Origin of the sequence: Escherichia sp. AM3 (genome assembly GCF_032029835.1) — a bacterium.
Lineage (GTDB): Bacteria > Pseudomonadota > Gammaproteobacteria > Enterobacterales > Enterobacteriaceae > Escherichia > Escherichia coli.
On record NZ_JAVUPQ010000079.1, the window covers coordinates 1 to 16968 of the forward strand.

Below are 16968 nucleotides of genomic sequence, written 5' to 3' on the forward strand. Positions count from 1 at the left end.
TCGGTGGAGCTGCATGACAAAGTCATCGGGCATTATCTGAACATAAAACACTATCAATAAGTTGGAGTCATTACCAAAAAAAGAGTCTATTAACCAATAAGTAAGCATTATATATAGCAATGCTTCAAATATTGTTTTAATTTTCTGCTTTAACATATATCAGTACGCTCATAAAAATCCATTTATAATTATCAACATGACACGTTGATACTTTCATCTTTTACTTATTCAAAGCCATATTTTCAATCCCCAAAAAAACCGAACCAAACGTGTAAATTATTCCGGTGCGAGTAAGAATTATGAGGAATGGCTATCAGTATTGTCATTTTCAGAAAATATTTATCCTGCATCGGTGAGTCAGAGCTAGATCAGACTTTTGCTAAATTCGCAAAAGACTTTGCACATTTTGCTAATTTCACCGTACCGCTCTGTGACGTACTATAGTCGGCAAACATCTCACTTTGAGGTTAAAAAATGAGCAACATCCTGATTATCAACGGCGCGAAAAAATTCGCCCACTCCAATGGTCAACTGAACGACACCCTGACCGAAGTCGTGGATGGCACACTGCGCGACCTCGGGCATGATGTTCGCATCGTTCGCGCCGACAGCGACTACGATGTCAAAGCGGAAGTACAAAACTTTCTCTGGGCTGATGTGGTGATCTGGCAGATGCCAGGCTGGTGGATGGGCGCGCCGTGGACAGTGAAAAAATACATTGATGATGTATTCACCGAAGGTCACGGGACGCTGTATGCCAGCGATGGTCGTACCCGCAAAGATCCGTCGAAAAAATACGGTTCCGGCGGCCTGGTACAGGGCAAAAAATATATGCTTTCTCTGACCTGGAACGCACCAATGGAAGCCTTCACCGAAAAAGATCAGTTCTTCCACGGCGTTGGCGTTGACGGTGTGTATCTGCCGTTCCATAAAGCAAACCAATTCCTCGGTATGGAACCGCTGCCGACATTTATCGCTAATGACGTGATAAAAATGCCTGATGTTCCCCGCTATACTGAAGAATATCGCAAGCATCTTGTGGAAATTTTTGGTTAACTAGAGCTCAGGCTTTAGAAGGAGTTAACCATGCTTACCGTAATCGCAGAAATCCGTACTCGTCCTGGTCAACATCACCGTCAGGCGGTATTGGATCAGTTTGCTAAAATCGTTCCAACCGTACTGAAAGAAGAAGGTTGCCACGGCTATGCGCCAATGGTGGATTGCGCTGCTGGCGTGAGTTTCCAGTCTATGGCACCGGATTCTATCGTGATGATTGAGCAGTGGGAAAGCATCGCGCACCTTGAAGCGCATCTGCAAACCCCGCACATGAAGGCGTATAGCGAAGCCGTAAAAGGCGACGTGCTGGAGATGAATATCCGTATTCTGCAGCCAGGGATTTAATCCTGCCTTGTTTGCCCGGCCATCCTGACCGGGCAATGTTCTTTCCTTTAAACCTCAATCTCCGCCATGTCGCCTTTCTCTTGCAACCAGTTGCGGCGATCTTCCGAGCGTTTCTTCGCCAGCAGCATATCCATCATCGCGTCAGTACGCTGATCGTCTTCATCATCGATAGTCAACTGCACCAGACGGCGAGTGTTCGGATCAAGCGTGGTTTCGCGCAATTGCATCGGGTTCATTTCCCCGAGACCTTTAAAACGCTGGACGTTCGGCTTGCCTTTCTTGCGTTTTAATTGCTCAAGTACGCCTTCTTTCTCTTCTTCCGTCAGCGCGTAATAAACCTCTTTCCCGAGATCAATACGGTAGAGCGGTGGCAGTGCGACGTAAACGTGACCGTGTTTCACCAACGCGCGGAAGTGTTTTACGAACAAAGCGCAGAGCAGCGTGGCAATGTGCAGACCATCAGAGTCCGCATCCGCGAGGATACAGATTTTGCCATAACGAAGCTGGCTCAGATCGTCGCTGTCAGGATCGATACCGATCGCTACCGAAATATCATGCACTTCCTGCGAGGCCAGCACTTCGTCGGAAGAAACTTCCCAGGTGTTAAGGATCTTACCTTTCAGTGGCATGATCGCCTGATATTCGCGATCGCGCGCCTGCTTGGCAGATCCGCCTGCAGAGTCACCTTCCACAAGGAACAGTTCGGTACGGTTAAGATCCTGCGCGGTACAGTCAGCCAGTTTGCCAGGCAGCGCCGGGCCGCTGGTCAGCTTTTTACGCACCACTTTCTTAGCCGCACGCATACGACGCTGGGCGCTGGAAATCGCCATCTCTGCCAGCAACTCCGCCGCCTGAACGTTCTGGTTCAGCCACAGGATAAAGGCATCTTTCACCACGCCAGAAACGAATGCCGCGCACTGACGCGAAGAGAGACGCTCTTTGGTCTGCCCGGCAAACTGCGGATCCTGCATTTTTACTGACAGCACATAGGCGCAGCGATCCCAGATATCTTCCGCCGACAACTTTACACCGCGCGGCAGAATGTTGCGGTATTCACAGAACTCACGCATCGCGTCCAACAGGCCCTGACGCAGACCGTTAACGTGCGTACCGCCCTGCATCGTTGGGATAAGGTTGACGTAGCTTTCGGTCAGCAGTTCACCGCCTTCCGGCAGCCACAGTAGCGCCCAGTCCACAGCTTCAGTATCACCAGCGAAATTACCGATAAACGGTTTTTCTGGCAGCGTCGGTAAACCGTTTACCGCTTCCGCCAGGTAATCATTCAGACCGTCCTGATAGCACCAGCGCTGTTCGGTGTTGTTGATCTCATCTTTAAAGGTAATCTCAACGCCGGGGCACAGTACCGCTTTGGCTTTCAGCACATGCGTCAGGCGTGAAACAGAAAATCGCGGGCTGTCAAAGAAGGTTTCATCCGGCCAGAAGTGCACGCTGGTACCGGTATTGCGTTTACCGCAAGTGCCGACAACCTGTAAATCCTGCACCTTTTCGCCATTTTCAAAGGCGATGTTATAAACCTGACCATCGCGGCGCACGTTAACTTCAACGCGCTTCGACAGGGCGTTAACCACCGAAATCCCCACGCCATGCAGGCCGCCAGAGAACTGGTAATTTTTGTTAGAGAATTTACCGCCCGCGTGCAAACGGCAAAGAATCAGTTCAACCGCCGGTACACCCTCTTCCGGGTGAATATCCACCGGCATCCCGCGCCCATCGTCAATCACTTCTAACGACTGGTCAGCATGTAAGATTACGTCCACGCGTTTTGCGTGACCCGCCAGTGCTTCATCGACACTGTTATCAATAACTTCTTGCCCCAAATGGTTAGGGCGAGTGGTATCGGTATACATCCCCGGACGGCGGCGAACCGGCTCAAGCCCGGTGAGTACCTCAATGGCATCAGCGTTATAAGTTTGCGTCATGGTTTAAGTTAGCAATTCGAGTTGATCGTCAGAGATGGTGCAGACCAAGAAAATCGACGATCGGGTTGAAATAATCTTCGAAGCCCGTGAATGCGTGGTTGCCGCCTTCTATGACAGTCTGGCGGCAGGAAGCGTAGTACGCCACCGCCTGGCGGTAATCCAGCACTTCATCTCCCGTCTGTTGCAGCAGCCAGATCAAATCCGGCGCTTCCAGCGGGTCAATCTGCATGACTTTGAGATCGTAAATATGGCGTGACTCTAGCACATATTGCTGCCCGGTGTAGGGGTTCTCGTTCTGACCGAGATAGTCCGTCAGCAGTTCAAACGGGCGTACCGCCGGGTTTACCACCACTGCGGGCAGCATAAAACATTGCGACAACCAGGTGGCGTAATATCCCCCCAGTGACGAACCGACAATACCCAGCGAATCGCCGCCATGTTCCAGGACAATGGATTCCAGCAGTTCTGCCGCGTCGGAAGGATACGGCGGCAACTGCGGAATGATCATCTCAACGTCAGGGTGATGTTCCGCCAGCCAGTTTTTTAACAAGCTCGCTTTTGCAGAGCGCGGCGAGCTGTTGAAACCGTGTAAATAAAGAAGCGTAGACATCAGTAGCCTTCTGAAGCGGTATCAGGTTGGAAACGTGTGTCCGCCAGGCGATGCACCTCGGTGGTCAGCGTGCCATCAGCATGTAACTCGAGAGTACGCCAGCCGGGCGCGATGGTGTCCAGCGTAAAGTTGGAACAGTGCGGCTTAAACTGCACACAGGTCGACGGCGTTGCCAGCAGGCGGCGACCGTTCCAGTCGAGATCCAGCTCCTGATGAATATGACCGCACAGCAAGTATTTGACGTGCGGAAACTTCGCCAGCACGGTATCCAGTTCGCCCGCGTTACGCAGACTGTGTTGATCGAGCCAACTACAACCCGCAGGTAGCGGATGATGATGCAGCAGCAGCAACGTATGGCGTTCTGGCGCATCGGCCAGTTTACGTTCCAGCCACTCAAGCTGAAACTCGCTCAGCTCACCGTGCGGCACGCCAAACACCTGGCTATCCAGCAACAGGATTTGCCATTGCTCACCAATAAACACGCGCTTCGCCGGGGAGATACCCGCATCCTGTAACGCGCTGTACATCGCGGGCTGGAAATCGTGGTTGCCAGGCAGCCAGACGCAGGGCGCACGAAAACTTGCGATGCCTTCAGCGAAATGCTGATAGGCCGCAGAGGATTGATCCTGCGCTAAATCACCTGTCGCGACAATCAGGTCGAATTCGTGCTGGTGTGGACGAATCGCCTCCAGCACCGCCTGGTAGCTTTCCCAGGTGTTTACCCCTAACAGGGCTTCGTGCTTTTGTGCAAACAGGTGAGTATCGGTAATTTGTAAAATCCTGACTCTGACCTCACCAGCCAGAGGAAGGGTTAACAGGCTTTCCAAATGGTGTCCTTAGGTTTCACGACGCTAGTAAACCGGAATCGCCATCGCTCCATGTGCTAAACAGTATCGCAACCAGTCCGCTAAAAACTGGTTAATTTGATGCTTTTCGTCGCGTTGATGCAACTTTTTATTAGGATAATCATACCGCGCTTTGAAGCGAAAAATCTGCTGGCTTGAACACACTTCAGCCACCATCGCGTCATGATACAGACGCACCGTCATTGACGGAAGGCTCCAGTAACTGATCGCGGGCGCAGTCTGTTCTATTGTCACCAGGGTAGTGTATCGGGTCGATTCCACAATCGTCAGCCGATATTGTGCGTTTGCCACCTGATAGCTTACAGTTTCGCCGGGTGCGTCATTGCGCGGTAACAAACGGCGCAATTGTGAAAAGTTCATCTCGCACAGGCGCATCATTTCAGGAAAGTCAGGTGTGTAACGCTTCATTTATGCCCACTCATTTTTTAACGCTTGATGATGCAGCTGCAGCCATTGCAAAGCGATGACCGACGCTGCGTTGTCGATTTTCCCCTCTTCTACCCACTGGTATGCCTGTTCCCGGCTTACCACATGAACGCGAATATCTTCGTTTTCATCAGCCAGACCATGAATACCGCTTGCGGTCGTGGCGTCCACTTCGCCCACCATAATTGACGAACGCTCACTGGTGCCTCCCGGGCTTGCCAGGAAACTTAACACCGGTTTGGTCCGTTTGACTATCAGTCCCGCCTCTTCAATCGCTTCGCGACGGGCAACATCTTCCACACTTTCACCCTCTTCAATCATCCCGGCAACCATCTCCAGTAGCCAGGGGGTTTCACTGGTGTCGTATGCGGCAATCCGAATCTGCTCAATCAGCACAACTTCATCACGCACTGGGTCAAAGGGTAGCAAGACTGCGGCGTGACCGCGCTCAAAAATTTCCCGCCGTACCTCATGACTCATTTGCCCGTTGAATAAACGATGACGAAATCTATAAAGATCTAATGAAAAAAAGCCGCGATAAAGTGTTTCTCGTGCAATAATTTCTACATCGTTTTTGCCAAATGTAACGGGCAGGCTGTCTGGCTTAAGCATTGTTAATGTCCTGGCACTAATAGTGAATTAAATGTGAATTTCAGCGACGTTTGACTGCCGTTTGAGCAGTCATGTGTTAAATTGAGGCACATTAACGCCCTATGGCACGTAACGCCAACCTTTTGCGGTAGCGGCTTCTGCTAGAATCCGCAATAATTTTACAGTTTGATCGCGCTAAATACTGCTTCACCACAAGGAATGCAAATGAAGAAATTGCTCCCCATTCTTATCGGCCTGAGCCTTTCTGGGTTCAGTTCGTTGAGCCAGGCCGAGAACCTGATGCAAGTTTATCAGCAAGCACGCCTTAGTAACCCGGAATTGCGTAAGTCTGCCGCCGATCGTGATGCTGCCTTTGAAAAAATTAATGAAGCGCGCAGTCCATTACTGCCACAGCTAGGTTTAGGTGCAGATTACACCTATAGCAACGGCTACCGCGACGCGAACGGCATCAACTCTAACGCGACCAGTGCGTCCTTGCAGTTAACTCAATCCATTTTTGATATGTCGAAATGGCGTGCGTTAACGCTGCAGGAAAAAGCAGCAGGGATTCAGGACGTCACGTATCAGACCGATCAGCAAACCTTGATCCTCAACACCGCGACCGCTTATTTCAACGTGTTGAATGCTATTGACGTTCTTTCCTATACACAGGCACAAAAAGAAGCGATCTACCGTCAATTAGATCAAACCACCCAACGTTTTAACGTGGGCCTGGTAGCGATCACCGACGTGCAGAACGCCCGCGCACAGTACGATACCGTGCTGGCGAACGAAGTGACCGCACGTAATAACCTTGATAACGCGGTAGAGCAGCTGCGCCAGATCACCGGTAACTACTATCCGGAACTGGCTGCGCTGAATGTCGAAAACTTTAAAACCGACAAACCACAGCCGGTTAACGCGCTGCTGAAAGAAGCCGAAAAACGCAACCTGTCGCTGTTACAGGCACGCTTGAGCCAGGACCTGGCGCGCGAGCAAATTCGCCAGGCGCAGGATGGTCACTTACCGACTCTGGATTTAACGGCTTCTACCGGGATTTCTGACACCTCTTATAGCGGTTCGAAAACCCGTGGTGCCGCTGGTACCCAGTATGACGATAGCAATATGGGCCAGAACAAAGTTGGCCTGAGCTTCTCGCTGCCGATTTATCAGGGCGGAATGGTTAACTCGCAGGTGAAACAGGCACAGTACAACTTTGTCGGTGCCAGCGAGCAACTGGAAAGTGCCCATCGTAGCGTCGTGCAGACCGTGCGTTCCTCCTTCAACAACATTAATGCATCTATCAGTAGCATTAACGCCTACAAACAAGCCGTAGTTTCCGCTCAAAGCTCATTAGACGCGATGGAAGCGGGCTACTCGGTCGGTACGCGTACCATTGTTGATGTGTTGGATGCGACCACCACGTTGTACAACGCCAAGCAAGAGCTGGCGAATGCGCGTTATAACTACCTGATTAATCAGCTGAATATTAAGTCAGCCCTGGGTACGTTGAACGAGCAGGATCTGCTGGCACTGAACAATGCGCTGAGCAAACCGGTTTCCACTAATCCGGAAAACGTTGCCCCGCAAACGCCGGAACAGAATGCTATTGCTGATGGTTATGCGCCTGATAGCCCGGCCCCCGTCGTTCAGCAAACATCCGCACGCACTACCACCAGTAACGGTCATAACCCTTTCCGTAACTGATGACGACGACGGGGCTTCGGCCCCGTCTGAACGTAAGGCAACGTAAAGATACGGGTTATCTGCCGCATTCTTCCCCCTTCTCGCTTCAATTTCGACCAGCCATCCTCTATTCTGATGGGTATTTACCACTGGTCCCGGAAGACAAAAATGAAACGGACAAAATCCATACGCCACGCATCGTTCCGCAAAAACTGGAGCGCACGCCATCTGACACCAGTCGCTCTCGCGGTTGCCACTGTTTTTATGCTGGCTGGCTGTGAAAAGAGTGATGAAACAGTGTCTCTCTATCAAAATGCTGACGACTGTTCAGCTGCAAACCCAGGCAAAAGCGCCGAATGTACCACCGCGTACAACAATGCGCTGAAAGAAGCCGAACGTACTGCGCCGAAATACGCCACCCGTGAAGACTGTGTTGCTGAATTTGGTGAAGGTCAGTGCCAGCAGGCACCAGCCCAGGCTGGCATGGCACCAGAAAACCAGGCGCAGGCCCAGCAATCCAGCGGGAGTTTCTGGATGCCGCTGATGGCCGGTTACATGATGGGGCGTCTGATGGGCGGCGGCGCGGGATTTGCACAGCAGCCGCTGTTCTCCTCGAAAAACCCAGCCAGTCCGGCTTACGGTAAATATACCGACGCGACGGGTAAAAACTATGGCGCAGCCCAGCCAGGCCGCACCATGACCGTACCGAAGACGGCAATGGCACCAAAACCGGCGACCACCACTACCGTTACCCGTGGCGGTTTTGGTGAATCTGTTGCCAAACAAAGCACTATGCAGCGTAGTGCAACCGGTACCTCTTCTCGTTCAATGGGTGGCTGATACCGATGGAAAGAGTCAGTATTACCGAGCGCCCGGACTGGCGTGAGAAAGCCCACGAATACGGTTTCAATTTTCACACCATGTACGGCGAGCCGTACTGGTGTGAAGATGCTTACTACAAGTTGACCCTCGCCCAGGTTGAAAAGCTGGAAGAAGTCACCGCCGAACTGCACCAGATGTGCCTGAAAGTGGTGGAAAAAGTGATCGCCAGCGATGAGCTGATGACCAAATTCCGCATTCCAAAACACACCTGGAGTTTTGTGCGCCAGTCATGGCTGACGCACCAGCCATCGCTTTATTCTCGTCTTGATCTGGCGTGGGATGGCACTGGTGAACCTAAACTTCTGGAAAATAACGCCGATACGCCAACGTCACTATACGAGGCGGCGTTCTTTCAGTGGATCTGGCTGGAAGATCAGCTTAACGCCGGTAACTTGCCGGAGGGCAGCGACCAGTTTAACAGTCTGCAAGAAAAACTGATCGATCGCTTCGTTGAGCTGCGTGAACAGTATGGCTTCCAGTTGCTGCATCTCACCTGCTGTCGCGACACGGTGGAAGATCGCGGAACCATTCAGTATTTGCAGGACTGCGCAACGGAAGCTGAAATTGCTACTGAGTTCCTCTACATCGATGATATCGGGTTAGGTGAAAAAGGTCAGTTCACGGATTTACAGGATCAGGTTATTTCCAACCTGTTCAAGCTGTATCCGTGGGAGTTTATGCTGCGTGAGATGTTCTCCACCAAGCTGGAGGATGCAGGCGTACGCTGGCTGGAACCGGCGTGGAAGAGCATTATCTCCAACAAGGCACTTCTACCGCTGTTGTGGGAGATGTTCCCGAATCACCCGAACCTGCTGCCCGCTTATTTTGCGGAAGATGATCATCCGCAAATGGAAAAATATGTGGTTAAGCCGATCTTCTCCCGTGAAGGCGCAAACGTGTCGATCATTGAGAACGGCAAAACCATTGAAGCAGCGGAAGGTCCGTATGGCGAAGAAGGAATGATTGTTCAGCAATTCCACCCGTTACCGAAATTCGGCGACAGCTATATGCTGATTGGTAGCTGGCTGGTGAACGATCAACCCGCCGGAATTGGCATTCGTGAAGACCGTGCATTGATCACCCAGGATATGTCTCGGTTTTATCCACATATTTTTGTTGAATAAGCCACGATACCGGATGGCACTCGCCATCCGGTAATTGTTAGCCTATCTGCACCGACAGCATACTCAGGCTGCCCATTTCTATACCCTCAACCGGAATGGTAATTGGCTCCTGCCCATCCCACGCACCTAACACATACAACAACGGCAAATAATGCTCTGGCGTTGGGTTCGATAACGTGCCACCTTCATGGTCGAGGTAATTCACCAGAGGATGTTGTTCCACTGGCCCTTGCCACGTCAGATTCGCTTTCACATACTCATTAAACGACGTCGCCCACGGATACGGTGAACTATCACCGTGCCACTTCACTGTGCGCAGGTTATGCACCACGTTACCGCTGGCGACCAACATTATTCCTTCATCTCGCAGCGCTGCCAGTTTGCGCCCCATTTCGAAATGCCAGGCGGCAGGTTTGCTACTGTCGATACTCAACTGCACCATCGGGATATCAGCGTCAGGATACATCTTAATCAGCACGCCCCACGAGCCGTGGTCAAAGCCCCAGGCTTCTTTATCCAGCGTCACCGGGATCGGCGCTAACAGCTCAACCAGACGCTGTGCCAGCGCAGGCGAACCCGGAGCAGGATAATGCGTATCGTACAGCGCCTGCGGGAAGCCACCAAAGTCATGAATCGTGGGCGGCGTCTCCATCGCGGTCACTCCTGTTCCACGGGTAAACCAGTGAGCCGAAACCACCACAATCGCTTGCGGGCGTGGCAATGTCATCCCCAACTTCTGCCAGCTGCGGGTATACAAATTATCTTCCAGCACGTTCATCGGACTACCGTGACCTAAAAACAATGCTGGCATACGTGTTGAAGACATGATGATATCCTTAACTAAAGGTGTCATTTTGATATCCTCACAATACGCTTGTTCGGCGGAGTAAGAACCCGGATAACAATGATGATGATCATCAGTTATTTTGACGATCTGCCTGAAGGTGAAGATTTATAAGGAGTTGTCGATGTCAGTACCTCTCATTCTGACCATACTGGCGGGGGCAGCCACGTTTATTGGCGCGTTTCTCGGCGTTCTCGGGCAAAAACCCTCGAACCGCTTACTGGCGTTTTCGCTAGGTTTTGCGGCGGGGATCATGTTGCTCATCTCATTAATGGAAATGCTTCCTGCCGCACTAGCAGCTGAAGGAATGTCGCCTGTGTTGGGTTATGGAATGTTTATCTTCGGTCTGCTTGGCTATTTTGGCCTGGACCGCATGTTGCCACATGCTCATCCGCAGGATTTAATGCAAAAATCGGTGCAGCCGTTGCCAAAATCGATCAAGCGCACAGCCATTCTGCTCACTCTCGGCATCAGTCTGCATAACTTCCCGGAAGGGATTGCCACCTTTGTCACGGCGAGCAGCAACCTGGAGCTGGGATTTGGCATCGCACTGGCCGTCGCGTTGCACAATATTCCTGAAGGTCTGGCGGTTGCAGGCCCGGTTTATGCAGCAACGGGTTCTAAACGCACGGCAATTCTGTGGGCGGGGATTTCTGGATTGGCAGAAATTCTTGGTGGTGTGCTGGCGTGGTTAATCCTCGGTAGCATGATTTCCCCGGTGGTCATGGCGGCAATCATGGCGGCGGTTGCAGGAATTATGGTGGCGCTCTCGGTTGATGAATTAATGCCGCTCGCCAAAGAGATTGACCCTAATAATAACCCCAGCTATGGCGTACTATGTGGAATGTCAGTGATGGGATTCAGTTTAGTGCTGCTACAAACGGCGGGAATTGGTTAAAAACAACATCAGAAGTTGTCCAGCACATGGACAACTTCTGCCAGCTTCACGAAAGCCTTATTCTACCTTTTCGGCTGTCTCTTCTCTCGTACTGTTTAAGTATTTGTTCCGCGCTTCAAGCAGTGCGTCTCTGTCCTGGCGAAACGCCCGACAATAACGTTTCAAATGCAGGAAATAACCCACCACAACCAGAGCAATCAATACAATCCAGTACCAGGCGATAAACATCCTTTTACCCTTAATATTTAACAATACTAAACATTTAGCGCATAAATTTCACATATCCTTTTTCGGATATATTCATATGGTCGCATAATAACGGAACAATTATATGATTTTGATCATAATGAAAAAGAATGCCTGATATTAATGAAATTTTCTCATAGAAAGAGAAGCGGAATTAACATCTTGCATAGCAGGGAAAAATAAAAACCGAAGCCTGCTACAACTTCGGTTTCTTGATTAAGGCAGTAAATTAAGCAGCGGTTTTCAGCTGGCTTTACGCTCATGTGCCTGACGGTATGCCACCAAGTCTTCAATAGTCACGAGCGCCATGTTGTGTTTATTGGCAAACTCAATGCACTCTGGTGCACGCGCCATCGTGCCATCGTCATTAGTCAGCTCACACAGCACACCAGCCGGTTTAAAGCCTGCCAGCGTCATCAAATCAATAGTCGCTTCAGTATGACCGCCACGCGTCAGTACACCACCTGCCTGCGCGCGAAGTGGGAAAACGTGGCCCGGGCGATTCAGATCAGAAGGTTTTGCGCCATCGGCAATCGCTGCGCGAACGGTCGTAATACGATCAGCGGCAGAAACACCGGTAGTCACACCTTCAGCCGCTTCAATGGTCACGGTAAAACCGGTGCCATAGGCGCTGGTGTTATTTTCTACCATCATTGGCAGATCAAGTTGTTTACGGCGATCTTCAGTGATGCACAGGCAAACAATACCGCTACCGTGGCGAATGGTCAGCGCCATCTGCTCAACGGTCATGGTTTCTGCCGGGAAGATCATATCGCCTTCGTTTTCACGGTCTTCATCATCAAGCACCATTACACCGCGTCCTTCACGCAGCGCAGCCAGTGCATTTTCAACACGTTCGAAAGGCGTACCAAAAGAGGAAAGTAGCGTCTGATTCATGGTAAAAAAACCTCACTAAAATTATGGTTACCAGAATCAGGGCAGTCTTAGGAGTGGCGGCATATAGCCAAAATAACGTGAGCGGGTCCATGCCCGACAGAATCGTTACTCTCTCCCATCCGGACTCTAACCGTCGGCCCCGGAATTACACCGGATCTGCTGTCCTTTGAGTTCGCACTCAAAGCGCTCGCGGGCTTTCAACCAAGTTGATTTACCGCCGGTGGGGAATTTCGCCCCGCCCTGAGAATAAGCGGATTCACTATAACGCTAATGATTAGCGGCAGCAACGCATAGCTTCACATAATTCTGGTTTATGACTTACCCTTATCGCACTACAATGGCACTCAACACCTATCAGTACAGGGAAACTACAATGATTGACCCGAAAAAAATTGAGCAAATCGCTCGCCAGGTTCACGAATCAATGCCTAAAGGAATCAGGGAGTTCGGGGAAGATGTGGAGAAAAAAATCCGCCAAACCCTACAAGCGCAGCTGACGCGCCTCGACCTTGTAAGCCGTGAAGAGTTCGACGTCCAAACGCAAGTCCTGTTACGGACTCGTGAGAAACTGGCGCTGCTTGAACAAAGAATCAGCGAACTGGAAAATCGCAGTACTGAGATCAAAAAGCAGCCAGATCCAGAGACTCTCCCCCCAACGCTGTAAACATTTGTCTTTAATGCACTGTAAATTATGAATTAATCCTCTAATTTACAGTGTTTTCTATTACATTATCGCTTAATCCCATTCAGAGTATCATCACAAAAATGAATGATTGCAATTGAAAATATAATTGTTATGTATTCTTTAAGTTTTACTTAATCTATATTTAGATAAACTAATTTTATAAAAATCACAAAACAAAATATAATATTTTAATGATTGGTAGTCCTTAAATAACAGTTACTAATCATTCTCTTTTTTACTTATCTTTATATAAAGGAATATTATGTCTGCTTTTAAAAAGTCACTTCTTGTTGCTGGTGTAGCAATGATTCTTTCCAATAACGTGTTTGCTGATGAAGGTCACGGTATTGTTAAATTTAAAGGTGAAGTTATCTCTGCTCCATGTTCTATTAAACCAGGTGACGAAGATTTAACTGTAAATCTGGGTGAAGTAGCAGATACCGTACTGAAAAGCGATCAGAAATCTTTGGCGGAACCTTTCACTATTCACCTGCAGGACTGCATGCTGAGTCAGGGTGGAACTACTTATTCAAAAGCGAAGGTTACTTTCACTACAGCAAATACCATGACGGGTCAGTCTGATCTTCTGAAAAATACCAAAGAAACTGAAATCGGCGGCGCCACTGGCGTTGGCGTACGTATTCTGGACAGCCAGAGCGGCGAAGTAACTTTAGGTACTCCGGTAGTAATTACGTTCAACAATACCAACAGCTATCAGGAACTGAATTTCAAAGCTCGTATGGAATCCCCAAGCAAAGATGCCACCCCGGGCAACGTTTACGCTCAGGCTGACTACAAGATTGCTTACGAGTAATCGCATTTGGCCGGGTTCACCCGGCCACATCATTAACGGATTAATGATAAGTGGATCAGATGTATAAAAAATTAAAATTAACCACAATAAGCGAATTGATTAAAAATATTTATTGTTCATTATCCGTTATCATCATTGGTTGTGCGTCAGCTTATGCCGTTGAATTCAACAAAGATTTAATCGAAGCCGAAGATCGTGAAAACGTTAACCTTTCCCAATTTGAAACTGATGGCCAATTACCCGTCGGCAAATATTCACTAAGCACTCTGATTAATAATAAGAGGACGCCAATCCATCTGGACCTGCAATGGGTATTAATTGATAACCAAACTGCAGTTTGTCTGACTCCAGAGCAATTAACATTATTAGGCTTTACTGATGAGATTATTGAAGAGGCTCAGCAAAACCTGATCGATGGTTGTTACCCTATCGAAAAAGAAAAACAAATTACAACTTATCTCGATAAAGGGAAAATGCAATTATCCATATCTGCACCTCAGGCATGGTTAAAATACAAAGATGCAAACTGGACGCCTCCTGAACTTTGGGATCATGGTATTGCTGGGGCATTTCTTGACTACAATTTATATGCCTCTCATTATGCACCACATCAGGGCGATAATTCACAAAATATAAGTTCCTATGGGCAGGCTAGGGTTAATCTTGGGGCCTGGCGCCTGCGTACTGATTACCAGTACGATCAGTCATTTAACAATGGCAAAAGCCAGGCGAACAACCTGGATTTTCCGCGTATTTATTTGTTTCGCCCAATCCCAGCAATTAATGCAAAACTAACTATAGGTCAATACGATACCGAATCGTCTATTTTCGACTCTTTCCATTTTTCTGGCATTTCGTTGAAAAGTGATGAAAACATGTTACCGCCAGATCTACGTGGTTACGCACCGCAAATCACGGGGGTCGCACAAACGAATGCAAAGGTCACTGTCTCACAGAACAACCGTATTATTTATCAAGAAAACGTTCCTCCAGGCCCATTTTCTATTACCAATTTATTCAATACATTACAGGGGCAACTGGACGTCAAGGTTGAAGAAGAGGACGGGCGCGTCACGCAATGGCAAGTTGCATCTAATAGCATTCCTTATCTGACGCGTAAAGGGCAGATTCGCTACACTACTGCAATGGGGAAACCGACCAGCGTTGGCGGCGATTCCTTACAACAGCCCTTCTTCTGGACCGGTGAATTCTCATGGGGTTGGCTGAACAACGTATCCCTGTATGGTGGTTCAGTATTAACAAACCGTGATTATCAATCCCTGGCTACCGGAGTTGGTTTTAACCTTAACTCGTTGGGCTCATTATCCTTTGATGTCACGCGATCTGATGCTCAGTTACATAATCAGAATAAAGAAACGGGTTATAGCTACCGTGCTAACTATTCAAAACGTTTTGAATCTACCGGTAGCCAGCTCACTTTCGCTGGCTACCGTTTCTCTGATAAAAACTTTGTGTCGATGAATGAATATATCAATGACACTAACCATTACACGAATTATCAGAATGAAAAAGAGAGTTATATTGTCACGTTTAACCAGTATCTTGAATCATTGAGATTAAATACATACGTAAGTCTGGCTCGTAATACTTACTGGGACGCCAGCAGTAATGTGAATTATTCATTATCACTTAGCCGCGATTTTGATATCGGCCCATTAAAAAACGTATCCACCTCACTAACATTTAGCCGAATAAACTGGGAAGATGACAACCAGGATCAACTGTACCTAAATATTTCAATTCCCTGGGGAACCAGTAGAACATTGAGCTATGGTATGCAACGAAATCAGGATAACAACATTTCGCATACTGCTTCGTGGTATGACTCTTCCGATCGAAATAATTCCTGGAGCGTTTCTGCTTCAGGCGACAATGACGAATTTAAAGATATGGAGGCGTCACTGCGCGCCAGTTATCAGCATAATACCGAGAACGGTCGTCTCTATCTCTCCGGTACATCACAGCGGGACAGCTACTATTCTCTGAATGCCAGTTGGAACGGTTCATTCACTGCAACTCGCCACGGCGCCGCTTTCCATGACTATAGTGGTAGTGCTGACTCGCGTTTTATGATCGACGCAGACGGCGCTGAAGATATTCAGTTGAATAATAAACGCGCGGTAACTAATCGTTATGGCATCGGAGTTATTCCATCAGTCAGCAGTTACATAACAACATCATTAAGCGTTGACACCCGAAATCTGCCAGAAAATGTGGATATCGAAAACTCGGTTATCACCACCACCTTAACCGAGGGTGCTATTGGCTACGCCAAACTTGATACCCGCAAAGGCTACCAAATCATGGGGATTATTCGCCTAGCAGATGGTAGTCACCCACCACTGGGGATTAGCGTAAAAGATGAAACCAGCCACAAAGAATTAGGACTTGTTGCTGATGGCGGCTTTGTATACCTCAACGGCATTCAAGATGACAGCAAAATTACTTTACACTGGGGTGACAAATCTTGTTTTATTCAACCCCCCCCAATAGCAGCAACTTAACCACCGGAACGGTTATTTTACCGTGTATTAGCTAAAATTAATTCAGGATGAAACTAATGCGCTACTTAAATACAAAGAATATCATTGCAGCAGGAGTATTACTCTCCTGCATGAACAGCATTGCCTGGGGTGCCATCATCCCGGATCGTACCCGTATAATAATGAATGAGTCAGATAAAGGCGAAGCATTAAAACTTACTAATCAAAGTAAAAAACTGCCCTATCTGGCCCAAACATGGATAGAAGATACGAAAGGCAATAAATCTCGTGACTTCATTGTTACGGTTCCTCCTATGGTGCGTTTAAATCCCAATGAGCAAATTCAGATTAGAATGATAACTCAGGAAAAAATTGCTCAACTTCCTAAGGACAGAGAAACTCTGTTCTATTTTAACGTGCGAGAAATACCGCCAAAAACAGATAAAAAAAATGTGATGCAAGTGACTATGCAGCACGCTGGTGATGCTGCCAACTTACTGATTTAGTGTATGATGGTGTTTTTGAGGTGCTCCAGTGGCTTCTGTTTCTATCAG

General features: G+C 48.6%; 17 protein-coding genes, 3 pseudogenes and 1 riboswitch. Of the genes and pseudogenes, 11 read left to right on the forward strand and 9 right to left on the reverse strand.

Annotated features, from left to right (window positions below):
• A partial coding sequence (locus RTW80_RS31545) for an IS1 family transposase (RefSeq protein WP_071528444.1) occupies window positions 1-60 on the forward strand: 60 nt, incomplete at its 5' end.
• 15 nt (window positions 61-75) lie between these two features.
• Here the strand turns inward: RTW80_RS31545 and RTW80_RS20130 are convergent.
• Window positions 76-156, reverse strand: a pseudogene (locus RTW80_RS20130) (DUF2645 domain-containing protein); the annotation flags it as partial.
• 318 nt (window positions 157-474) lie between these two features.
• On the opposite strand from RTW80_RS20130, the gene mdaB reads away from it, so the two are divergent.
• Window positions 475-1056 carry an NADPH:quinone oxidoreductase MdaB gene (gene mdaB / locus RTW80_RS20135; protein ID WP_032247753.1) on the forward strand — a complete coding sequence of 194 codons (582 nt, stop codon included), beginning with the start codon at window positions 475-477 and terminating at the stop codon, window positions 1054-1056.
• A gap of 30 nt (window positions 1057-1086) precedes the next feature.
• Window positions 1087-1401 carry a putative quinol monooxygenase gene (locus RTW80_RS20140; protein ID WP_000958598.1) on the forward strand — a complete coding sequence of 105 codons (315 nt, stop codon included), beginning with the start codon at window positions 1087-1089 and terminating at the stop codon, window positions 1399-1401.
• A gap of 47 nt (window positions 1402-1448) precedes the next feature.
• On the opposite strand, the gene parE is transcribed toward RTW80_RS20140, so the two are convergent.
• From parE to nudF, 5 genes are read right to left on the reverse strand one after another with little or no spacing between them, the layout of a single operon-like run.
• Window positions 1449-3341, reverse strand: a complete 1893-nt coding sequence (parE, locus tag RTW80_RS20145) for a DNA topoisomerase IV subunit B (protein ID WP_000195296.1) — start codon at window positions 3339-3341, stop codon at window positions 1449-1451.
• 28 nt (window positions 3342-3369) lie between these two features.
• Entirely contained in the window at window positions 3370-3951 is a 582-nt protein-coding gene (gene yqiA / locus RTW80_RS20150) for an esterase YqiA (protein WP_000105733.1), read from the reverse strand.
• Window positions 3951-4778: a 3',5'-cyclic-AMP phosphodiesterase gene (cpdA, locus tag RTW80_RS20155; protein ID WP_032247754.1), complete on the reverse strand. Its 828-nt coding sequence runs from the start codon at window positions 4776-4778 to the stop codon at window positions 3951-3953. Before cpdA ends, yqiA begins: the two co-directional genes overlap by 1 nt.
• Window positions 4779-4802: 24 nt before the next feature.
• Window positions 4803-5225, reverse strand: coding sequence for a DUF1249 family protein (locus RTW80_RS20160; protein WP_000833393.1), 423 nt, complete (start codon window positions 5223-5225; stop codon window positions 4803-4805).
• Window positions 5226-5855 (reverse strand): ADP-ribose diphosphatase, encoded by a 630-nt coding sequence (nudF, locus tag RTW80_RS20165; protein WP_000917138.1) that lies wholly within the window; start codon window positions 5853-5855, stop codon window positions 5226-5228.
• A 204-nt stretch (window positions 5856-6059) separates the two neighbouring features.
• On the opposite strand from nudF, the gene tolC reads away from it, so the two are divergent.
• The 3 genes from tolC to RTW80_RS20180 all read left to right on the forward strand — a co-directional run bounded on the left by tolC (window position 6060) and on the right by RTW80_RS20180 (window position 9526).
• Window positions 6060-7541 (forward strand): outer membrane channel protein TolC, encoded by a 1482-nt coding sequence (gene tolC / locus RTW80_RS20170; protein ID WP_000735278.1) that lies wholly within the window; start codon window positions 6060-6062, stop codon window positions 7539-7541.
• Window positions 7542-7688: 147 nt separating this feature from the next.
• On the forward strand, window positions 7689-8360 hold the full coding sequence (locus RTW80_RS20175) for a DUF1190 family protein (protein ID WP_000831543.1): 672 nt from the start codon (window positions 7689-7691) through the stop codon (window positions 8358-8360).
• A gap of 5 nt (window positions 8361-8365) precedes the next feature.
• Complete coding sequence (locus RTW80_RS20180; protein WP_000442860.1) at window positions 8366-9526, forward strand: glutathionylspermidine synthase family protein; 1161 nt, start codon at window positions 8366-8368, stop codon at window positions 9524-9526.
• 37 nt (window positions 9527-9563) lie between these two features.
• Here RTW80_RS20180 and ygiD read toward each other — a convergent pair whose 3' ends face one another.
• Entirely contained in the window at window positions 9564-10352 is a 789-nt protein-coding gene (gene ygiD, locus RTW80_RS20185) for a 4,5-DOPA dioxygenase extradiol (RefSeq protein WP_001320780.1), read from the reverse strand.
• A gap of 142 nt (window positions 10353-10494) precedes the next feature.
• Between ygiD and zupT the strand changes: the two genes are divergently transcribed.
• On the forward strand, window positions 10495-11268 hold the full coding sequence (zupT, locus tag RTW80_RS20190) for a zinc transporter ZupT (protein ID WP_001295627.1): 774 nt from the start codon (window positions 10495-10497) through the stop codon (window positions 11266-11268).
• 57 nt (window positions 11269-11325) lie between these two features.
• On the opposite strand, the gene yqiD is transcribed toward zupT, so the two are convergent.
• The gene (yqiD, locus tag RTW80_RS20195; RefSeq protein WP_000469266.1) at window positions 11326-11496 is read right to left on the reverse strand and encodes a protein YqiD; all 171 of its coding nucleotides are present in this window, start codon (window positions 11494-11496) and stop codon (window positions 11326-11328) included.
• A gap of 261 nt (window positions 11497-11757) precedes the next feature.
• The gene (ribB, locus tag RTW80_RS20200; protein ID WP_001076997.1) at window positions 11758-12411 is read right to left on the reverse strand and encodes a 3,4-dihydroxy-2-butanone-4-phosphate synthase; all 654 of its coding nucleotides are present in this window, start codon (window positions 12409-12411) and stop codon (window positions 11758-11760) included.
• Window positions 12412-12514: 103 nt separating this feature from the next.
• A riboswitch (FMN riboswitch) is annotated at window positions 12515-12663 on the reverse strand.
• Between the two features lie 121 nt (window positions 12664-12784).
• Between ribB and ubiK the strand changes: the two genes are divergently transcribed.
• The 4 genes and pseudogenes from ubiK to RTW80_RS20220 all read left to right on the forward strand — a co-directional run.
• Window positions 12785-13075, forward strand: a complete 291-nt coding sequence (gene ubiK, locus RTW80_RS20205) for a ubiquinone biosynthesis accessory factor UbiK (protein WP_001295626.1) — start codon at window positions 12785-12787, stop codon at window positions 13073-13075.
• 283 nt (window positions 13076-13358) lie between these two features.
• Window positions 13359-13910, forward strand: a complete 552-nt coding sequence (locus RTW80_RS20210; RefSeq protein ID WP_001272145.1) for a fimbrial-like protein — start codon at window positions 13359-13361, stop codon at window positions 13908-13910.
• A gap of 59 nt (window positions 13911-13969) precedes the next feature.
• A pseudogene (locus RTW80_RS20215) lies at window positions 13970-16470 on the forward strand (fimbria/pilus outer membrane usher protein).
• 21 nt (window positions 16471-16491) lie between these two features.
• Window positions 16492-16893, forward strand: a pseudogene (locus RTW80_RS20220) (molecular chaperone); the annotation flags it as partial.
• Between the last annotated feature and the right edge of the window lie 75 nt (window positions 16894-16968).

What these genes read in the sequence shown, in the direction of transcription:
- RTW80_RS20180 (WP_000442860.1), top strand. Translation starts at nt 8,366, where the DNA reads ATGGAAAGAGTCAGTATTACCGAGCGCCCGGACTGGCGTGAGAAAGCC.
- yqiD (WP_000469266.1), bottom strand. Translation starts at nt 11,496, where the DNA reads ATGTTTATCGCCTGGTACTGGATTGTATTGATTGCTCTGGTTGTGGTG.
- tolC (WP_000735278.1), top strand. Translation starts at nt 6,060, where the DNA reads ATGAAGAAATTGCTCCCCATTCTTATCGGCCTGAGCCTTTCTGGGTTC.
- zupT (WP_001295627.1), top strand. Translation starts at nt 10,495, where the DNA reads ATGTCAGTACCTCTCATTCTGACCATACTGGCGGGGGCAGCCACGTTT.
- ubiK (WP_001295626.1), top strand. Translation starts at nt 12,785, where the DNA reads ATGATTGACCCGAAAAAAATTGAGCAAATCGCTCGCCAGGTTCACGAA.
- ribB (WP_001076997.1), bottom strand. Translation starts at nt 12,411, where the DNA reads ATGAATCAGACGCTACTTTCCTCTTTTGGTACGCCTTTCGAACGTGTT.
- nudF (WP_000917138.1), bottom strand. Translation starts at nt 5,855, where the DNA reads ATGCTTAAGCCAGACAGCCTGCCCGTTACATTTGGCAAAAACGATGTA.
- RTW80_RS20140 (WP_000958598.1), top strand. Translation starts at nt 1,087, where the DNA reads ATGCTTACCGTAATCGCAGAAATCCGTACTCGTCCTGGTCAACATCAC.
- RTW80_RS20160 (WP_000833393.1), bottom strand. Translation starts at nt 5,225, where the DNA reads ATGAAGCGTTACACACCTGACTTTCCTGAAATGATGCGCCTGTGCGAG.
- ygiD (WP_001320780.1), bottom strand. Translation starts at nt 10,352, where the DNA reads ATGTCTTCAACACGTATGCCAGCATTGTTTTTAGGTCACGGTAGTCCG.
- mdaB (WP_032247753.1), top strand. Translation starts at nt 475, where the DNA reads ATGAGCAACATCCTGATTATCAACGGCGCGAAAAAATTCGCCCACTCC.
- RTW80_RS20210 (WP_001272145.1), top strand. Translation starts at nt 13,359, where the DNA reads ATGTCTGCTTTTAAAAAGTCACTTCTTGTTGCTGGTGTAGCAATGATT.
- parE (WP_000195296.1), bottom strand. Translation starts at nt 3,341, where the DNA reads ATGACGCAAACTTATAACGCTGATGCCATTGAGGTACTCACCGGGCTT.
- yqiA (WP_000105733.1), bottom strand. Translation starts at nt 3,951, where the DNA reads ATGTCTACGCTTCTTTATTTACACGGTTTCAACAGCTCGCCGCGCTCT.
- RTW80_RS20175 (WP_000831543.1), top strand. Translation starts at nt 7,689, where the DNA reads ATGAAACGGACAAAATCCATACGCCACGCATCGTTCCGCAAAAACTGG.